Source organism: Azospirillum sp. A23, assembly GCF_042938965.1.
Classification (GTDB): Bacteria; Pseudomonadota; Alphaproteobacteria; order Azospirillales; family Azospirillaceae; genus Azospirillum; species Azospirillum melinis.
The window spans coordinates 1,235,933-1,253,581 of sequence record NZ_CP170663.1 but is presented as its reverse complement, the minus strand read 5'-3'; the positions used below and the strand labels follow the sequence as shown (position 1 = coordinate 1,253,581).

Below are 17,649 nucleotides of genomic sequence, written 5' to 3'. Positions count from 1 at the left end.
CCAAAGAGCCCGCCCGATGCAGAAACCGCTGCCCCGCCGAACCTGTGGGGTTCGACTGTCAAGCGCCGGTTTGTCGGGCTTCCCGTTCGCGGGTCGGTCGCTGCCGTTTCGGCGGCGCCGGCGTCGTTCGCGTCGGGAGGCGTCTTATATGCGGCCCAACCCGGACCGCGCAAGAACTTTCTGCATCGGATGGCAAAAAACTTTGGCCTGCTCCTGTGGCCGGACTGCGGCGCCGGGCGGGCGCCGCACGGGGCCGGTCAGACCCCATCTGGTCAGACCCCATCTGGTCAGACCATGGAGTCCAGTTCGCGGCGGCGGGCTTCGGTCAGGCCGAGGCGGGAGGCGAGATAGGCCAGATACTGGCGGTCGACCTCGCTGCCGCCGCGCACCGCCAGTTCGGACGCGAGATAGACCTGCTCGGCCGTCTCGGGATCGCGGACGTCGCGGACGATCTGGTCCAGCGGCCGCGGGGACCGCAGTTCGGCCTCGACGATGCGCCGGTCCTCCGGCTCGGCCTGGGCGGCGTCGAGGCTGTCGAGGATGCGCCGCTGCTCGTCGGGCGAGATGTGGCCGTCGGCGTTGGCCGCCGCGATCATGGCGCGGATCAGCAGCAGCGCCTTGGCGTCGCCGAGATCGGGTTCCGGCTGGCCGCTACGCAGCACCCCGGCCAGACGGTCGCCCAAACCGCCGCCCGAACCGCCGGCGACACCGGCCGCGCCGGCCCCTCCAAGCACACCGCCCAGCACGCTGCCGAGCGCACCGCCTCCGGAACCGGCAATCGCTCCCCCGCCGGCCACACCGCCAAGGCCGAGCCGGTCGAGAAGCCCTTCCAGCGGTCCACCCGCTGCCGGAGCCGAGGTTGGAGCCGGTCCAGACGGCGGATGGCCGGAGGTGGCGGGCGCCTTGCCGTCCTGATAAGCCCGGTAGGCAAGATAGGCGAGCGAGGCGAGGCCGGCCTTCTGCAGCAACCCCGAACCGGCGGCCGGGACATGGGGCATGCCATGGCCGTGGCCGTAATAGCCCTTCATCTTCTTTTTGCCCTTCTTGCCGAGGAGCAGGGGCATGGCGGCGGCGAAGGCCGGTCCCCGGCCGGTTCGGCCGGCCAGCCCGTTGGCCAGGATGACGCCGAGGACTTTGCTCAGGTTGCTCATCGTTCCCTTCCCCTACCGGCAGCGGATGACAGGCCCCGGCTGCGGACGGGAGCCGCGACCGGGAGCCGTAGAGATGGGGACGGTCCAGGTCATTGAAACCGGCATCACCCGCAAGAGCGGCGGGGCAAGAGCGGCGGGAAGGCCGGGGGCCGCCGCTCGGACGGCCCCCGGTATCACAGACTGGACATCACGGACTGGGCGTCACTTGACGAGCGGACAGCCGCTGTCCTTCGGGTCGATGTAGGCCTGCGCGCCGGGAACGGTCTTCAGGATCTTGAAGTAGTCCCAGGCGTATTTCGACTCTGCCGGCGTCTTCACCTGCGCCAGATACATGTCGTCGAAGACGCGGCCGTTGGCGGCAATCTTCACCTCCTTCATCATCATGTCGGTGACCGGCATAGCACGCATCTTGGCCGCCACCTTGTCGGGATCGTCGGTGCCCAGTTCCTGCACCGCCTTCAGGTAATGGCGGACCGACGAATAGACGCCGGCCTGGTTCATCGACGGCTTGCGGCCGGTCCGCTCCTCGAACTTTTTCGACCAGCCGCGGGTTTCCTCGGTCATGTCCCAGTAGAAGGAGTTCGCCAGCATCAGCCCCTGCGAGGTCTCCAGCCCGAGCGCCTGGATGTCGTTGATGTTCAGCAGCAGCCCGGCCAGCGTCTGGCCGCCCTGGGGAATGCCGAACTCGGCCGCCTGCTTGACGCCGTTGATGGTGTCGCCGCCGGCATTGGCGAAGGCGACCACCTCGGCCCCCGATGCCTGCGCCTGCAACAGGTAGGAGGAGAAGTCGGACGCCCCCAGCGGATGGCGCACGCTGCCCTTGATGGTGCCGCCCAGCTGCTTGACCGTGCTGGCCGCCTCGGCTTCCAGCGAATGGCCGAAGGCGTAGTCGGCGGTGATGAAGAACCAGCTCTTGCGGCCCTGCTCGACCAGCGCGCGGGCGGTGGCGGAAGCCACGGCGTGGTTGTCCCAGGTCCATTGGAAGCCGTAGGGGCTGCATTCCTTGCCGGTCAGGTCGGTCGAGCCGGGGCCGGACATCAGGAACAGCCGCTTCTTGTCCCGCGTGATCGCCTGCACCGCCAGCGCGGCGGCGGAGTTCGGCACGTCGGCGACGACATCGACCTTCTCGGTGTCGATCCACTGGCGGGCCAGGTTGGCGGCGATGTCCGCCTTGTTCTGGTGGTCGCCGACGATGATCTCGATCTTCGTGCCGTTCACGGCATTGCCGAATTCCTCGGCCGCCATCCGGGCCGCCACCGCCGATCCCTCGCCGTTGATGTCGGCGTAGATGCCGGAGCGGTCGGACAGCATGCCGATCTTGATGACGTTGTCGGACATCTGGGCCTGGGCGGCGCCGGATGCCAGGACGGCCAGGGCGGTGCCGGCGAGAAGCCCGGCAACAAGCGGTTTACGCATGGTTCGCTCCCCAATTGGACGGTTTTTGGTGTTTTGGTTTTGCTGTTTGGGACACCCGTCCCGGCTGGACGGCCGGGAGGCAAAGATCAATGGGTGGTATAGCCGCCATCGACGGGAAGGGCCGCTCCGGTGATCGACCCCGCGGCGTCGGAACACAGGAAGGCGATGGCGGACGCGACCTCCTCAGGCGCGATCAGCCGGCCGGTCGGCATCCTTTCCAGGAACACCGCCCGCAGCACCTGATCCTCCGGCAGGCCGGTGACCTGCGCCTGCTGGGCGATCTGGCGCTCGATGATCGGGGTCAGCACGGTTCCGGGGCAGATCGCGTTGCAGGTGATGCCGTGGGGCGCCAGCTCGATCGACACCGACTTGGTCAGGCCGATGATGCCATGCTTGGCGGCGACATAGGCCGGCTTGTGCGGCGCGCCGACCATGCCCAGCACCGAGGCGGTGTTGACGATGCGCCCCCAGCCCCGCTCCCGCATCGACGGCACCGCCGCCTTGATGGCGTGGAAGGCGGCGCTGAGGTTGACCGCCAGCAGCAGGTCCCACTTGTCGTCGGGGAACTCGTCCAGTGCCGCGACATGCTGGACACCGGCATTGTTCACCAGGATGTCGACCGGTCCCAGCCGGTCGGCGGCGTCGGCCATCATGGCGCGCACCTCCTCCGGTCGGCTGAGGTCGGCGGCGGAATAGACGATCCGGCGGCCGGTCCGCTCGGCGATCTCGGCACAGTTGCGGTCGATCTCCGCCCGGTCGCCAAAGCCGTTGACCATCACGTCGCAGCCGCGGCCGGCAAGCTCCCGCACCGTCGCCAGCCCGATGCCGCTGGTGGACCCGGTGACGACGGCGATTCTGGCGGCAGCGATTCTGTTCTGCATGTTTCTTCGTTCCTCGGTCGGATGATTGTGCGTCAGAACGCCACCTGATCGGCGCCCTTGAGGTCGAGCATGGCGCGCGCCTCTTCCGGGGTGGCGACCTCCAGCGACAGCTCCTCCAGGATGCGGCGGATCTTCGCCACCTGCTCGGCGCTGTTGCGGGCCAGCCGGCCCTTGGCGAGATAGAGGCTGTCCTCCAGCCCGACGCGGACATTGCCGCCCATCACCGCGGCTATGGTGGTGAAGGGGATCTGGTGGCGGCCGGCGGCCAGCACCGACCATTCGTAATCCTTGCCGAACAGGCGGTCGGCGGTCTCGCGCATGAAGACGAGGTTGCGTTCCTCCGCCCCGATGCCGCCGAGGATTCCGAAGATGGTCTGGATGAAGAGCGGCGTCTTCACCAGCCCGCGGTCGAGGAAATGCGCGAGATTGTAGAGATGCCCGACATCGTAGCACTCGAACTCGAAGCGGGTGCCGCAGCCCTCGCCGAGATGTTCGAGGATATAGGCGATGTCGCGGAAGGTGTTGCGGAAGATGAAGTCGTCGGTGCTGCGCAGATAGGGCTCCTCCCAATCGTGCTTCCAGTTCTTGTAGCGGTCGGCCAGCGGGAAGATGCCGAAATTCATCGACCCCATGTTGAGCGAGCACATCTCCGGCTTGGCCAGCAGCGGGGCGGCGAGGCGTTCCTGCACCGTCATGTTGAGCGAGCCGCCGGTGGTGATGTTCAGCACCGCGTCGGTGGACTGTTTCAGCCGCGGCAGAAACTCCATGAACACCGCCGGGTCGGGCGTCGGCTGGCCGGTGCGGGGATCGCGGGCGTGCAGATGCAGAATCGCCGCCCCGGCCTCCGCCGCGCCGACGCCCTGTTCGACGATCTCGTCCGGCGTGACCGGCAGGGCGTCCGACATGGTGGGGGTGTGGATCGATCCGGTCAGCGCGCAGCTGATGATGACCTTCTTCTTCGATACGGCCATGCAAGGCCCTCCTGTGCTGGTCCGGGCGGGAAGGCCCGGACGGTTCGGGTTTGGCGTGGCGGCTATCCGCGTTCGGGGAGGTCCAGGCGCTGGAGATGGGCGGCGAGACGGGCGGCGACCTCCTCCCGCTGCCCCTCGCTCCAGACCCGGAAACCGGCGCCTGTCTTCATGCCGAGCCGCCCGGAGGCGACCAGTTCGCTGAGAAGGGGCTGCGGGCCCGGCGTGCGGTCGAGGTCGGGCAGGACATGGCCGTGGACCGCCAGCGTCAGGTCGGTGCCGACCAGATCGGCATTCTCCAGCGGCCCCAGCACGGCGAGCCGCCGGCCGAAGCTGGCCTTGACCACGGTGTCGACCGTCTCGGCGTCGCACACGCCGTCCTGAACCAGCGCGATGGCCTCGCGCCACAGCGCATGCTGCAGGCGGTTGCCGATGAAGCCGGGAACATCCTTGCGGACCTCCACCGGCAGCTTGCCGATGGACCTTAAAAGGCCGGTCATCGCGGCGACCGCCGCGTCGGCGGTGTCGCGCGTCCGCACCACCTCGACCAGCGGAATCAGATGGGCCGGGTTCCACCAATGGGTGCCGAGCGCGCGGGTGCGGTCGCGCAGCGGTTCCATGATCCGGGTGATCGGGATGACCGACGTGTTGCTGGCGAGGAGCGCATGGGGTGGAGCCGCCGCTTCCGCCGCCGCCAGGATGCGCTGCTTGAGGCCGAGATCCTCCGGCACCGCCTCGATGACGATGTCGGCGGCGGCGACAGCCTCCCCCAGCGTCTCGTGCGGCCGGATACGGTCGACGATGGCGGTGTCCTGACCGAGATCGCCAAGGGTCCGGCGGATGCGGTCGAGGATGCCGGCCCGGCGAACGGCATCGGGTTCCTGAATCTCGACGCGATGGCCGGCGGCGGCGAACGCCTGCGCGATCCCCTGCCCCATCATCCCGGCACCGATGATGGCGATGCGCTGGTGTGTCATGGTCTGTGCATTCCCCCGTCCCGCTTGACCGGCGCCCATTGAGCGTTGCCCTGATTGTTCGACATGGACGCTGTTTGGAATGCTTGGTAAGCAATGGTTGTGCCAGGGAGCCAAGCGCCTGTTAAGTCAGGATTTTGTTGAAAGCCTGCTCAAGCATGCCGGCCCGGTGTTTGCGAGCGCGTACAGTCCGGCCCGCCAGGATCCCCGGTTTCCCAGGAAATCAGCCCTTCCATCGTGTTCATTTTTCTGACAGATACTGTGCGTAATATTGACAGTCTGCGCCAGGGAGGGCTGGGAATGCCAACGGATCGAAGCGAACAGTTCGCTGCGGCGTGCGCGTTGATGGCGATGGTCGACGAGATGATCGACGGCGCCCTGCTGGTCGACTGCGACGCCCGCATCGTCTGGTCGAACGACAAGCATGTCTGGTTCACTGAAAAGCTGATGGCGCAACTGGGGCTCCAGTCGCGGGCGGACGCCATCGGCCAGCCGGTGGAGCGGGTCATCCCGCACAGCCGGATGCGCGAGGTGGTGGAAACCGGCCGGTCGATGCCGCTCGACATCATGCGCTATGGCGAACACACGCTGCTGGTCAGCCGCCTGCCGCTGCGCGACGAGCACGGCGAGGTCATCGGCGCCCTCGCCTTCGCCCTGAAGAACAGCCTGACCTATCTGCGGCCCATCGCCGACCGCTTCAACAAGCTGCAATCCCGGCTGACCAGGGTCGAGCAGGAGCTGGCGGCCAGCCGGGCGTCGAAATACACGGTCGAGAACCTGATCGGCTTCAGCCCGGCGATGCTTCAGGTCAAGCGGCTGGTGCGCCGGGCCGGCCAGATCAATTCGGCGGTGCTGCTGCTGGGCGAGACCGGCACCGGCAAGGAGCTGGTGGCGCAGTCGATCCATGCCTGCTCCGACCGCGCCCACCGCCCCTTCGTCGGCGTCAACACCGCCGCCATCCCCGAAAACCTGCTGGAGGCGGAGTTCTTCGGCGTCGCCCCCGGCGCCTATACCGGCGCCGGCCGCCAGCCGCGCCCCGGCAAGTTCCAGCTGGCCGACGGCGGCACGCTGTTCCTCGACGAGATCGGCGATATGCCGCTGCCGTTGCAGGCCAAGCTGCTGCGCGCCCTGCAGGAACGCGAGGTCGAGCCGCTGGGCTCCAACCAGGTGGTCAAGGTCGATGTCCGCATCATAGCGGCGACCAGTCGGCCGCTGGCCGAGATGGTGCGCAGCGGCGCCTTCCGGCCGGACCTCTATTACCGGCTGAACGTCTTCCCGATCCAGCTGCCGGCACTGCGCGACCGCAGGGACGATCTGGAGATCCTCGCCTCGCTGTTTTCGGAAAAGGTCGCGCTCAGCCTCGACCAGCCGATGCGCGACCTCACCCCGTCGGCGCTCGACGTGCTGCGGCGCCACGACTGGCCCGGCAACATCCGCGAACTGGCCAACGTCATCGAACAGGTCTATGTGCGCACCGAAGGCGACCGCATCCTTGCCGACGACTTCGCCGACATCCTGCCGGACGCTCCGCTCGACCGCCCCGCCGCGGCGGAGGGAAGACGCCCGCTGGCCGCCGCGATGGACGATCTGGAACGGTCGCTGATCCTGGAGGCGCTTGCCGACTGCCGGGGCAACAAGCTGGAGGCCGCCCGCAGCCTCGGCCTGTCGCGCACCAACCTCTATGCCAAGCTGCGCAAGCACGGCATTCCGGTGCAGCCGGACGACTGAGACCGTTGCCCTCGTGTCCTTAGATCGGATCGCGTAAAATCGGAATCGATTTTAAGCGTGAATCCGATCGTCAAACATAAAGCTATAGCTCCGTGCGTTTCATATTAAACGCACGGAGCTATAAACGGCGAACGTCCCGCTCCTGATGAAGCGGGACGTCCGGTGGCGGTGGACTGACGGCCGTTTGCGGCGGTCACATCAGCTTCGCCATCGCGATCAGCGACAGGGTGACGGTGATGGCGCCGCCGATCCGGGTCGCGACCTGGGCGAAGGGCATCAGCTGCATCCGGTTGGCCGCCGTCAGGATGGCGACGTCACCGGTGCCGCCCTGGCCGCAGTTGCAGGAATTGATGATCGCGGTTTCGATCGGGTACATCTTGACCATGCGGCCGACGATGAAGCCGACGCTCATGTGCGTCGCCACCGTGCAGAAGATGATGATCAGGTTCTGGATGGTGAAGGCGGACATCAGCTTGTCCCACGGCGTCACCGCGACACCCATGGCGAACAGCAGCGGATAGGTGACCGCGACCTGGAAGAACTTGTAGACGACGCCGGCGCCGGCCTCCAGTGACGGCGAAGCGAGCTGGAACACCTTGATCAGCACGGCGATGAACAGCATCGCCACCGGGGCCGGCAGGCCGACGATCTTCTGGGCCATGACGCCCATCAGATAGAGGGTGACGGCGAACAGCCCGGCCGCGGCGACGGTGTTGGCATCGACGGGGCCGCTGCTCCTGGCCGTCGTCCTGGTGAAATCGGCACCGCCGGGCTGGAGCTGGCCGTTGCCGGTCAGCTGCGGCATGCGCTTGCCGATGAAGTTCAGCAGGCCCGACATCAGGATCGCCATCAGGCTGCCTAGCATGACCATCGGCAGCACCTGCGCGAAGATCTCGCCCTGGTTGCCGTTCATGATCTCGGCATAGCCCATCGACAGCGGAATGGCCCCCTCGCCGACGCCGCCCGACATGATCGGAACGACGATGAAGAAGAAGGTGTGCTTGGGATCGAGGCCGAGCAGGCTGCCGACCAGCGTGCCGACGCAGGCGGCGGCGATGGCACCGCTGGCGAGCGGCGCGAAGATCTTGAAGAAGCCCTTCACCAGCGCGTCGCGGTTCATGCTGAGCACGCTGCCGACGATGATGCAGGCGATGAACAGATAGAGGAAGTTGGTGAATTTGGTGAAATCGACCACCGCCTTCAGCATCGGCGCCGGCAGCACCTGATAATAGGCCAGTGCCGAGGGGATGAAAGTGGCGAAGATCGCCGCGGCGCCGATGTGGCGGAAGACCGGAAGACGCTTGCCCAGCTCGCCGCAGCTGAAGCCGCAGACCGCCAGCACGGCGATCATCATGTTGATCTCATGGGTCAGCGATCCGGTCGCGACCGCCCCGGCGAACACCGCGAGCAGAACCACGAACACCGGGATCGGAACGATGCCGACACGCTGGTCGAGCAGCCCCCACCAGACCTCGCGCCAGGACCGGCGGGCGGCGGACGCGGACGAGACGGGCTCGTCGAGGGCAAGGGAGGAAAGAGAGACTTCACTGGGCATGGTGTCCTCCGGACATTCGGTTTTGTTTGTGCTCCGGCAGCGGTCGGCAAAGACGGGACGGGACGCTGCCGGGTCCGGTCCTGGGCTGGATGGCTGGAAACAATCGGCGCAGAGCGTTTCGCAGCGCTGCGATTCAATCGCCAAAAACAAAACGTGACGATTGGACGGCAAAAAATGCCGTTTTTCTTACCGATGAACGCAGAATATCAATATTGAATCGAGAAGAAACGCATCTATAGGTTCCGTAATCATCAATCTCCTGATACTTATTCCTCTGAACACCCGATGATTTCTTCTATCATTTGGAACTGTCAGAAGCCTGTCAGCGCAGGGAAGGCCGAAGAAAATTTTGAAAAACTCACTGGCCCCGACTCACTGGCCCTGGATGCGGGCGGCCTCGATATGGCCGACCAGGGCATGCAGAATCCGGAGGCCGTAGGGCCAGGGACCGAAGCCGGCTTCGGCGTTGATGTGCCCGGCCTCGCCGAGATCCACCAGATCGGCCTGCCAGACGCCCGACCAATGGACGGCGCGCGGAAAGCGCATCACCGGGTCGTTGTGGCTCGCCACCACCACGGCGGGCACCCCCAGCGCCAGCGAAGGCACCCGCTCCTCCGCCTCGAAACGCGAGGGCTCGGCGGGCGCGACCAGCATCAGCCCGGCGATGTCGTGGCTGCGGTCGCCGGCCACGCAGCAGGAGGCCAGCGCGCCGAAACTGTGCCCGACCAGGATGGCCGGACGCGCCCGCTGGCCGAGCAGACGGCGGACGGCGCCGACCCAGCGGTCGATGTCGGGGACGTTCCAGTTGCTCTGGGCGATGCGCAGCCAGAAGGGGTGGCGGGCCTGCCAGAAGCTCTGCCAATGTTCCGGGCCGCTGTCATAGAGCCCCGGCACCAGCACGAAGCTGTAGCGCGCCGACGCTTCCATCAGGGCCGCATCCACCTCGCGCATATGATCGAATTCCATCGGCCCCGGCGGTCGTCGGCCCGCCCCCTTCTTGTCCGCAACGGTCAGTGGCACGGCGCCCGGCGGCACGGCACATGGTGGGGCATAATCGCCGGCAGGTGGGCCAGGAACCACGTCACCGCCAGCAGGTCGGCGCTGCCGCCGGGGCTGAGGTCGCGGCGGATCGCCTCGTCGTCCAGCGCCGCCAGCCGGCGCAGATAGTCCGGTGCCGCGACCCCGCCGTCCCGGCGCAGGCGCATCGCCTCGCCCTGGAGGAAGGCCAGCCCCGCCAGTCCGCCGCGCGACACCACATTGGTGTCCGCGTTGAAGGCCAGCAGTTCCAGCAGAGCCCCATGCAGCGCCGTCCGCGAACCGTGGGGGCGCTGCCGCTCGAAGGCCGGCAGGGCATGGTTTCGCACGGTGGCGAAGCCGGAGGCCGCCTCGCCGCGCGCTCCGGTCAGGCCGTGGCGGCGGTAGAGATGCTCGCCCGCCGTACCGGCCTCCCCCGGCCGCCGCAGTTCCCCGACCACCTCAGCGCAGATTGCCGCCACCTCCGCGCACAGCGGCTCGCGGCGCAGCGCCCGCCCCTGCCCCACCAGCCGGCCGGCGGCGGCGCAGAGCAGGCCGAAGGCGAAGATGCTGCCCTTGTGGGTGTTGACCCCGCCGGTGGCATGCAGCATGGCCCTCTCGCAGGCCATGCCGTCGGCGCGGATCCCCGCCAGGAACAGATCGGCCGGCACGGCACAGCCGTCCAGCCCGCGCTCGAAGAACCGGCGGAACCACGGGGCGATGGCGCGGGCCGACGCCAGGAAGCTCGACAGATCCATGTCGCGGTGAGAGCCGCAATTGCGGCGGTCCACCAGACCCGGCTTCGGCGTCAGCAACACCTCATGCAGCAGCGAGCGGTGGGCCAGACGGGCCAGCCGGTTGCCGAGCGAGCGAGCGCCCTCCATCCCGCCGGGACCAGGGGCCGCAAGCGGCTCCCCCACAGCCCCGAGCCGGTCTTCAATGGATGCGATAGGCATTCACCCTCTCCTCGATGGCCGCCAGAAGCTCGTCCAGCGGATGGCGGCGCGAGCGGGCGCAGCCATGGGCCGGCTCCCCGCACACCAGACAGCGCCGCGGCCCCAGCCCCAGCGCGCTGCGCGACAGGCCGCCCTGCATCGGACACAGCACGTCCAGATCCCACAGCCGGCCCAGCGGATGGTCGTCCTCCAGGGTCGCTGCCGCCCATTTCAGCACGCGGGCCTCGGTGTCGACGGCATAGAGCGCCTCCAGCCCGGTCGGCTCCCGCACCGGCAGACGGGCCGGCACCGTCCAGCCGGTGCGGCGGAACAGCCGGTCCAGCTCGTCGGCCGCCGTCTCCATCACGAAACGGCTGGTCGCCGTCACCTTGACCGGCCCCGGCGTCACCAGCGTCACCGACAGCAGCGGCAGGCCATGGCGGGCGAACAGCACCTGCTGGCGTTCTGCCCGGCGGTCGCGCGCCTCCAGCATGTCGGCCAGCGAGACGGCTATCCCGTCCATGCCCACCTCGTCCATGCCCACCTCGTCCATGACGGTCAGCCCTTCACCTGCCGGACGATGTCGATCACGCTGCCGTCGCGGTAGCGGACGATCCCGACCACCTTGTCGAGGAACTCGATGGGCCGCGGCTCCCCGGTCAGGGAGTCGGCACGCTGCTGCAACGCCTCGATGGTCATCACCGGCAGGCCGGCGGCCTTCAGCCGCTGGGCGATCTCCGGCCGGCGCGGGTTGACGGCGATGCCGTGGTCGGTCACCAGCACGCCGATGCACTCGCCCGGCGTCACCACCGTGGTGCAGCGGCGCACCACGGTGGGGATGCGGCTGCGGATCAGCGGCGCCACCACGATGGACAGGTTGGCCGCCGCCGCCACGTCGGAATGCCCGCCCGACGCCCCGCGCATCACCCCGTCCGACCCGGTGATGACGTTGACGTTGAAATCGAGGTCGATCTCCAGGGCGCTCAGGATCACCAGATCCATCTGGTCGACATAGGCGCCCTTGGAGCCGGCATTGGCATATTCGTTGGTCGAGATCTCGATGTGGTTGGGCGAGGTCCGCAGCGATTCCGCCGCGTCGCCGTCGAAGCTCTGGGTGTCGATCACCCGCTCGATCAGGCCCTTCCTGTGCAGATCGACGATGCCGCCGGTGATGCCGCCCAGCGCGAAGCTGGCGGTGATCCCCCTCTTGCGCATGTAGCCTTCGAGGAAACGGGTCGTCGCCGTCGCCGACGCGCCGGAGCCGGTCTGCATCGAGAAGCCCTGCTCGAAATAGCCGGAATGCACCATCACCTCGGCCGACAGCCGGGCGATCAACAGCTCGCGCGGGTTGGTGGTGATGCGGGCGGCGCCGACGCTGATCTTCGACGGGTCGCCGATCTGATCGACCTTCACCACATAATCGACCTCGTCCTGCGACAGGCTGGCCGGCGCGTTGGGGAAGGGCACGATCTCCTCGGCCAGCAGGATCACCGTGCCGGCATGGCGGGCATCCACCTTGGCATAGCCGAGCGAACCGCAGCGCGACCGCCCGCTGATGCCGTTGGCGTTGCCGAAGCAGTCGGCGGTCGAGACGCCGAGGAAGGCGACGTCGATCTTGAGCTCGCCATCCTGGATCAGCTTCACCCGCCCGCCGTGGGAGTGGATGTTGACGGGATGCGCCATCAGCCCGTGGCTGATCGCCTCGGCCAGCTTGCCGCGCATGCCGGAGGTGTAGATGCGGCTGATGACGCCGTTGCGGATATGCTCGATCAGCGGCGCGTTGCAGCTGAGCAGCGAGGACGGCGCCAGCGTCAGATCCCTGAAGCCCAGGCGGGCCAGCAGATCGACCACAGTGTTGATCGTCTTGTCGCCTTCGCGGAAGGCGTGATGGAAGGAGATGGTCATCCCGTCCTTAAGGCCGGACCGCCGGATGGCGTCCTCCAGCGACGGGCAGACCTTGCGGGAGCGCTTCAGCTCCGGGTCCTTCAGATGGGGGGTCCGGCTGGCGAACCCGTCGAAGCGGGGCAGCCGGTCCAGCAGGTCGAAAGCGAGGTCGGTCACGGCAGAGCACTCCAGTTCACTTGCGGGTTCCCGACGCCTCGGCCCGCTGCAGCACACGGCGCGCGTGGTCGATGACGGGACCGTCGATCATCTTTCCGTTGAGCGAGACGACGCCGAGCCCCTTGCGCTCGCCCTCCGCCGCCGCGGCGACGACGCGGCCGGCATACTCGACCTCTTCCTCGGTCGGGGCGTAGGCGTTGTGCAGAAGCTCGATCTGGCGCGGGTTGATCAGCGACTTGCCGTTGAAGCCCAGCCGCTTGATCAGGTCGACCTCCTTGAGGAAGCCGGCCTCGTCGTTCAGGTCGGACCACACCACGTCGAAGGCGTCGATCTTCGCGGCACGGGCGGCATGCAGCACGGCGCAGCGGGCATAGAACAGCTCGGTGCCGTCGCCGCGCTCGGTCTGCATGTCCATGACATAGTCGAAGCCGGCCAGCGCGATGCCGATCAGCCGCGGCGACGCCTTGGCGATGGACAGCGCGTTGATGACGCCGCTGGCGCTCTCGATGGCCGCCATCAGCCTGGTCGAGCCGATTTCCCGGCCGCAGGCGCGCTCGATGCGCTCGACCTCGCGCTCCAGCAGTTCGACATCCTCGGCGCAGTCGGTTTTGGGCAGGCGGACGACATCGACGCCGGCCCGCACCGCCGCCTCCAGGTCGAGATGACCGAAGGGCGTGTTGAGCGGGTTGATGCGCACCACCGTCTCGGTCTCGCGGTAGACCGGCAGTTGCAGGGCATGGAAGACCAGCAGGCGGGCGGAATCCTTCTCGCGCAGCGAGACCGCGTCCTCCAGGTCGAACATGATCGAATCCGGCTTGTAGACGAACGCGGTGCTGAGCATCGCGGCGTTGGCGCCGGGCAGGAAAAGCATGCTGCGGCGGAGCTTCATGACAGCGCACTCCAGTCGATGGTTTGGGCCTCGGCCCCGCGCATCACCGCCGTCTGGACGCGGGCCTGGATGGCGCAGTCGAGCGCGCCCTTGTCCTCGACCACCACCAGCCCGGCGGTGACGCCGAGCCGGAACAGCGTGTCGCGCACGACGCGGTCGATCTGGAGACCGAACTGCTGCATGACCTCGCTGCTGATGACGACTTCCAGCCCGGCGCCCGGGCCGGGCGATACCTTGACCAGCAGGTCGCTCGATTCGAGCGTGCCCGCCAGGGCCTCCTTGACGATCTTCATCGGTCCCACTCCAGAGGACCCGGCGGCGGGCGCACCAAGCGTCGCGCCGCCGGGCCGGTTCAGATGCCGGCCGCCACGGCCCGGCGCGCCGGCGCGTCGGGCTCGCTGCCATGACCCAGCGGGTCGGGCGCGAACGGCAGGATTTTCGACAGGTATTTCTCGCGCAGCAGCTCGAAGGTCGGCGCCGGCACCAGGGCGCGGATGCGGTCGAGGTCGCGGCTGCGCAGAAGGCGCCGCACCTCCGACGCCGAGATCGGCGTGCCGCCCGACCGGGTGCGCGCCTCTTCGATCACCGTCACCGCCGGGGCCGTGCTGCCGGCCCCTTGCAGCCAGAACTTCATGTCGGCGTTGTATTTGCGCGTCGTTTCGCAGAAGGGCTCGGTGCCGACGAAGCGGTGGGTGATGCCGAGCGCAGGCGCGATGTGGTTGCGGAACAGCAGCAGGTCGATCGCCGTGCAGCAATCGCCGACCACCCCCTTCTCCTTGAAGAAATAGTCGGGGAAGGTGGCGCGCGAGACCATGTATTGCGAGCCGTGGTGCAGGGTCAGCCGCTCGATCCCGCGCACCCCCTGCTCGACCAGCGCATAGCGGTCGCGGTAGGAGACGAAGGAAACGTCCTCGCTGACCACGAACAGGTGCAGCCAGTCGCACTGCGCCGCCGCCAGCCTCACCAGATACTGGTGGCCCAGCGTGAAGGGATTGGCGTTGATGACGACGCCGCCGATCCTGGCATCCGGCCGCAGGCCCGGCGGACGCTGGGCGCGCAGCCGGTCGCAATAGGCGCGGATGCCGACCGGCGTGTTCTCCATCAGCGTGACGTAGCCCGGCACCTCCGCCAGCGCATAGAAGCCGCAGCCCTGGAAGAAGGAGACGTTTTCCGGCCGGGTGTAGAGGAACAGGTGCGAATGGCCGCGCTCGTAGGCGAGATGGACCACCTCGCTCAGCAGGGTCAGGCTCAGCGACCCGCCGCGCAGATCCGGGTCGATGGCGCAGCATTTGACGATGTTGCTTTCCAGCCCGGCGCAGGCCACCAGCCGGCCGGCGTCGCGGCAGACCACGAAGACCTGGATGTGCTCCTCGTAATCCAGGCCACAGCGGCCCAAGAGCGCTCTGATGTCCCGGCGCTCCCTGGCGCTGGTCGCCGGATCGACGGCGTAGAAGTCGAGTTCGTCAGTCACGGATTCATGCTCCTTCTGGAGCTTCCGACAGGGTGGTCGCGGCTTTTTTGGGTTGGGCACTCCCTTCCCCCGCGCCGGTAATGACGCCTCCGCGGCGTCCGATGGAACCCAGTGTGGACCGGACTTCTGTCAAATCGCTGTCAGGCCCGGTTCCCCTGTTGGTCCATTTTGTCGCGGGTTCGCGGACTGGCATCACCACCGGTCCGCAAAACTGCCGCCCTTATTCAGCCGCTTGCCGCAGCGGAACCGGGGTGGTGTCGATCTGGGCGTCGACGACGGCCAGTGCGGTGACGTTGACGATGCCGCGGGTGGTGATCTCCGGCGTCACGATGTGCGCCGGGGCGCTGACGCCGAGCAGGATCGGGCCGACCGACAGGCCGTCGCTCAGTACCCTCAGCATCTCCAAGGCGATGTTGGCGGCGTCCAGCGTCGGCATCACCAGCAGGTTGGCCTGTCCGCGCAGCCGGCCGTTGGGCAGGGCCGCGTCGCGCACCGCCTCGCACAGCGCTGCCCCCGCCTGCATCTCGCCATCGGCCTCCAGCTCCGGCGCCCGACGGCGCAGCAGGTCGCAGGCCGCCCGCATCTTCTGCGCCGACGGCGAGTCCGAACTGCCGAAGTTGGAGTGGGACAGCAGCGCCACCTTCGGCTCGATGCCGAAATGACGGACCTTCTCCGCCGCCAGCACGGCGATCTCGGCGATCTCCCCGGCGCTCGGGTCGGGGTTGACGTGGGTGTCGGTCAGGAAATAAGTGCCCTTGCCCAGGATCAGCAGCGTCATCGCCGCGGAGACCGGCGCGTCGCCGCGGCGGCCCAGCAGGTCGCGGACATGGCGGTGATGCTCGGCATAGCGCCCGGCGGTGCCGCAGACCATGGCGTCGGCCGCCCCGCGCCGCACCATCAGGCTGGCGAAGACGGTGGCGTCGGCCCGCACCATGGTGGCGGCGAAAGTCGGCGACACGCCGCGCCGGCCCATCGCCTGCCGGTAGACGTCGGCATACTCGTGACAGCGCGGGTCGCGCACCGGATCGACCACCGTGACGTCGCGGCCGGGAACCAGCCGCAGGCCGAGCTGTTCGATCCGCCGCGCCACCACCTCGTCACGGCCGAGCAGGATCGGCCGGGCGATGCCCTCGTCCACCGCCACCTGGGCGGCGCGCAGGACGCGCTCGTCCTCGCCCTCGGCATAGACGACGCGCTTGGGCGCCTGGGCCGCCTTGTGGAACACCGGCTTCATCACGAGGCCGGAACGGAAGACATACTGGCCCAGACGCTCGCGGTAGGCGCGCAGGTCGGCAATCGGCCGGGTGGCGACGCCGCTCTCCATCGCCGCCTCGGCGACGGCGGACGCCACATCGACGATCAGGCGCGGGTCGAAGGGCTTGGGCAGGATATAGTCGGGACCGAAGCGCAGCTGCTCGCCGGTGTAGGCGGCGGCCACCACGTCGGAGGCCTCGATGCGCGCCATGTCGGCGATGGCCTTGACGCAGGCGATCTTCATCGCCTCGTTGATGGTGGTCGCCCCGACATCCAGCGCGCCGCGGAAGATGAAGGGGAAGCACAGGACGTTGTTGACCTGATTGGGATAGTCGGAGCGGCCGGTGGCGATGATGGCGTCGGGGCGGGCGGCGCGCGCCTCCTCCGGGGTGATCTCCGGATCGGGGTTGGCCAGCGCCAGGATCAGCGGCTTGGCCGCCATCGTCTTCACCATGGCACCGGTCAGCACGCCCGGCCCCGACAGGCCGAGGAAGATGTCGGCGCCGACCATCGCCTCGTCCAGGCTGCGCACGGCGCCTGCGGTGGCGTAGCGGTCCTTGTAGGGGTTCATGCCGGCATTGCGGCCCTGATAGACCACGCCCTCGCGGTCGGCCAGGATGATGTTGGCGCGCTTCACCCCCATGCCGACCAGCAGATCGAGGCAGGCGATGCCCGCCGCCCCGCCGCCGGTGGAGACGATGCGCACATCGCCGATGCGCTTGCCGACCACCTGCAAGGCGTTGTAGACGGCCGCGGCGACGACGATGGCGGTGCCATGCTGGTCGTCGTGGAAGACCGGGATCCTCATCCGCTCCTTCAGCCGGCGCTCGACCTCGAAGCAGGCGGGGGCGCCGATGTCCTCAAGGTTGATGGCGCCGAAGGTCGGCTCCAGCCGGGCGATGGTGTCGACCAGCGCATCGACGTCCTTCTCGTCCAGCTCGATGTCGAAGACGTCGATGTCCGCGAACTTCTTGAACAGGACGGCCTTGCCCTCCATCACCGGCTTGGCGGCCAGCGGCCCGATGTCGCCCAGCCCCAGCACCGCGGTGCCGTTGGAGATCACCGCCACCAGATTGCCGCGCGCCGTCACCTCCGCCGCGTTGGCCGGATCGGCGACGATGTCGGTGCAGGCGAAGGCCACACCCGGCGAATAGGCCAGCGCCAGATCGCGCTGCGTCATCATCGGCTTGGTGGGTACGATCGCCAGCTTGCCCGGTTTCCCGAGGCGATGGTAATCGAGTGCGCGCTCCTTCAGATCGCCCGACATGGCATTCCCCAATATTGATTGTCTCGCGGACGCATGTCGATGCCGAAGGCGGCATTTCTGCGGCTTGCCTGTCCGCTTTTTGACG

At 68.0% G+C, this 17,649-nt stretch carries 15 protein-coding genes; 1 reads left to right on the top strand and 14 read right to left on the bottom strand.

Annotated features, from left to right (window positions below):
* Nucleotides 1-287: 287 nt before the first annotated feature.
* The 5 genes from ABNQ40_RS05435 to ABNQ40_RS05415 form a co-directional block, all read right to left on the bottom strand.
* Nucleotides 288-1,151: a tellurite resistance TerB family protein gene (locus tag ABNQ40_RS05435; RefSeq protein ID WP_109047491.1), complete on the bottom strand. Its 864-nt coding sequence runs from the start codon at nucleotides 1,149-1,151 to the stop codon at nucleotides 288-290.
* A gap of 201 nt (nucleotides 1,152-1,352) precedes the next feature.
* The gene (locus ABNQ40_RS05430; protein WP_109047490.1) at nucleotides 1,353-2,567 is read right to left on the bottom strand and encodes an ABC transporter substrate-binding protein; all 1,215 of its coding nucleotides are present in this window, start codon (nucleotides 2,565-2,567) and stop codon (nucleotides 1,353-1,355) included.
* A gap of 86 nt (nucleotides 2,568-2,653) precedes the next feature.
* Nucleotides 2,654-3,448: a 3-hydroxybutyrate dehydrogenase gene (locus ABNQ40_RS05425; protein WP_109047489.1), complete on the bottom strand. Its 795-nt coding sequence runs from the start codon at nucleotides 3,446-3,448 to the stop codon at nucleotides 2,654-2,656.
* A 32-nt stretch (nucleotides 3,449-3,480) separates the two neighbouring features.
* Complete coding sequence (locus ABNQ40_RS05420) at nucleotides 3,481-4,419, bottom strand: 3-keto-5-aminohexanoate cleavage protein (RefSeq protein ID WP_109047488.1); 939 nt, start codon at nucleotides 4,417-4,419, stop codon at nucleotides 3,481-3,483.
* A gap of 62 nt (nucleotides 4,420-4,481) precedes the next feature.
* Complete coding sequence (locus ABNQ40_RS05415; RefSeq protein ID WP_109047487.1) at nucleotides 4,482-5,393, bottom strand: 3-hydroxyacyl-CoA dehydrogenase family protein; 912 nt, start codon at nucleotides 5,391-5,393, stop codon at nucleotides 4,482-4,484.
* 297 nt (nucleotides 5,394-5,690) lie between these two features.
* On the opposite strand from ABNQ40_RS05415, the gene ABNQ40_RS05410 reads away from it, so the two are divergent.
* On the top strand, nucleotides 5,691-7,118 hold the full coding sequence (locus ABNQ40_RS05410) for a sigma-54-dependent Fis family transcriptional regulator (RefSeq protein WP_109047486.1): 1,428 nt from the start codon (nucleotides 5,691-5,693) through the stop codon (nucleotides 7,116-7,118).
* 193 nt (nucleotides 7,119-7,311) lie between these two features.
* On the opposite strand, the gene ABNQ40_RS05405 is transcribed toward ABNQ40_RS05410, so the two are convergent.
* From ABNQ40_RS05405 to ABNQ40_RS05365, 9 genes are all read right to left on the bottom strand, one after another.
* On the bottom strand, nucleotides 7,312-8,673 hold the full coding sequence (locus tag ABNQ40_RS05405) for a 2-hydroxycarboxylate transporter family protein (RefSeq protein ID WP_109047485.1): 1,362 nt from the start codon (nucleotides 8,671-8,673) through the stop codon (nucleotides 7,312-7,314).
* 372 nt (nucleotides 8,674-9,045) lie between these two features.
* Entirely contained in the window at nucleotides 9,046-9,639 is a 594-nt protein-coding gene (locus ABNQ40_RS05400) for an alpha/beta hydrolase (protein WP_109047484.1), read from the bottom strand.
* Between the two features lie 44 nt (nucleotides 9,640-9,683).
* Nucleotides 9,684-10,643 carry a triphosphoribosyl-dephospho-CoA synthase CitG gene (citG, locus tag ABNQ40_RS05395; RefSeq protein ID WP_109047483.1) on the bottom strand — a complete coding sequence of 320 codons (960 nt, stop codon included), beginning with the start codon at nucleotides 10,641-10,643 and terminating at the stop codon, nucleotides 9,684-9,686.
* Nucleotides 10,624-11,175: a citrate lyase holo-[acyl-carrier protein] synthase gene (gene citX / locus ABNQ40_RS05390; RefSeq protein ID WP_247879490.1), complete on the bottom strand. Its 552-nt coding sequence runs from the start codon at nucleotides 11,173-11,175 to the stop codon at nucleotides 10,624-10,626. Before citX ends, citG begins: the two co-directional genes overlap by 20 nt.
* Before the next feature lie 5 nt (nucleotides 11,176-11,180).
* Nucleotides 11,181-12,683 carry a citrate lyase subunit alpha gene (gene citF / locus ABNQ40_RS05385; protein ID WP_109047482.1) on the bottom strand — a complete coding sequence of 501 codons (1,503 nt, stop codon included), beginning with the start codon at nucleotides 12,681-12,683 and terminating at the stop codon, nucleotides 11,181-11,183.
* Nucleotides 12,684-12,699: 16 nt separating this feature from the next.
* Complete coding sequence (gene citE / locus ABNQ40_RS05380) at nucleotides 12,700-13,572, bottom strand: citrate (pro-3S)-lyase subunit beta (protein WP_109047481.1); 873 nt, start codon at nucleotides 13,570-13,572, stop codon at nucleotides 12,700-12,702.
* Nucleotides 13,569-13,865: a citrate lyase acyl carrier protein gene (gene citD, locus ABNQ40_RS05375; RefSeq protein ID WP_109047480.1), complete on the bottom strand. Its 297-nt coding sequence runs from the start codon at nucleotides 13,863-13,865 to the stop codon at nucleotides 13,569-13,571. The genes citE and citD overlap by 4 nt, the downstream gene beginning before the upstream one ends.
* Nucleotides 13,866-13,924: 59 nt before the next feature.
* Nucleotides 13,925-15,043 (bottom strand): [citrate (pro-3S)-lyase] ligase, encoded by a 1,119-nt coding sequence (gene citC, locus ABNQ40_RS05370; RefSeq protein ID WP_109047479.1) that lies wholly within the window; start codon nucleotides 15,041-15,043, stop codon nucleotides 13,925-13,927.
* 220 nt (nucleotides 15,044-15,263) lie between these two features.
* Nucleotides 15,264-17,564 (bottom strand): NADP-dependent malic enzyme, encoded by a 2,301-nt coding sequence (locus ABNQ40_RS05365; protein WP_109047478.1) that lies wholly within the window; start codon nucleotides 17,562-17,564, stop codon nucleotides 15,264-15,266.
* Nucleotides 17,565-17,649: the final 85 nt, after the last annotated feature.

Excerpts from the sequence above, each read along its gene's own strand:
- ABNQ40_RS05415 (WP_109047487.1), bottom strand. The coding sequence starts at position 5,393 with ATGACACACCAGCGCATCGCCATCATCGGTGCCGGGATGATGGGGCAG.
- citG (WP_109047483.1), bottom strand. The coding sequence starts at position 10,643 with ATGCCTATCGCATCCATTGAAGACCGGCTCGGGGCTGTGGGGGAGCCG.
- ABNQ40_RS05435 (WP_109047491.1), bottom strand. The coding sequence starts at position 1,151 with ATGAGCAACCTGAGCAAAGTCCTCGGCGTCATCCTGGCCAACGGGCTG.
- citD (WP_109047480.1), bottom strand. The coding sequence starts at position 13,865 with ATGAAGATCGTCAAGGAGGCCCTGGCGGGCACGCTCGAATCGAGCGAC.
- ABNQ40_RS05420 (WP_109047488.1), bottom strand. The coding sequence starts at position 4,419 with ATGGCCGTATCGAAGAAGAAGGTCATCATCAGCTGCGCGCTGACCGGA.
- ABNQ40_RS05430 (WP_109047490.1), bottom strand. The coding sequence starts at position 2,567 with ATGCGTAAACCGCTTGTTGCCGGGCTTCTCGCCGGCACCGCCCTGGCC.
- ABNQ40_RS05425 (WP_109047489.1), bottom strand. The coding sequence starts at position 3,448 with ATGCAGAACAGAATCGCTGCCGCCAGAATCGCCGTCGTCACCGGGTCC.
- ABNQ40_RS05405 (WP_109047485.1), bottom strand. The coding sequence starts at position 8,673 with ATGCCCAGTGAAGTCTCTCTTTCCTCCCTTGCCCTCGACGAGCCCGTC.
- citX (WP_247879490.1), bottom strand. The coding sequence starts at position 11,175 with ATGGACGAGGTGGGCATGGACGAGGTGGGCATGGACGGGATAGCCGTC.
- citE (WP_109047481.1), bottom strand. The coding sequence starts at position 13,572 with ATGAAGCTCCGCCGCAGCATGCTTTTCCTGCCCGGCGCCAACGCCGCG.
- ABNQ40_RS05400 (WP_109047484.1), bottom strand. The coding sequence starts at position 9,639 with ATGGAATTCGATCATATGCGCGAGGTGGATGCGGCCCTGATGGAAGCG.
- ABNQ40_RS05410 (WP_109047486.1), top strand. The coding sequence starts at position 5,691 with ATGCCAACGGATCGAAGCGAACAGTTCGCTGCGGCGTGCGCGTTGATG.
- ABNQ40_RS05365 (WP_109047478.1), bottom strand. The coding sequence starts at position 17,564 with ATGTCGGGCGATCTGAAGGAGCGCGCACTCGATTACCATCGCCTCGGG.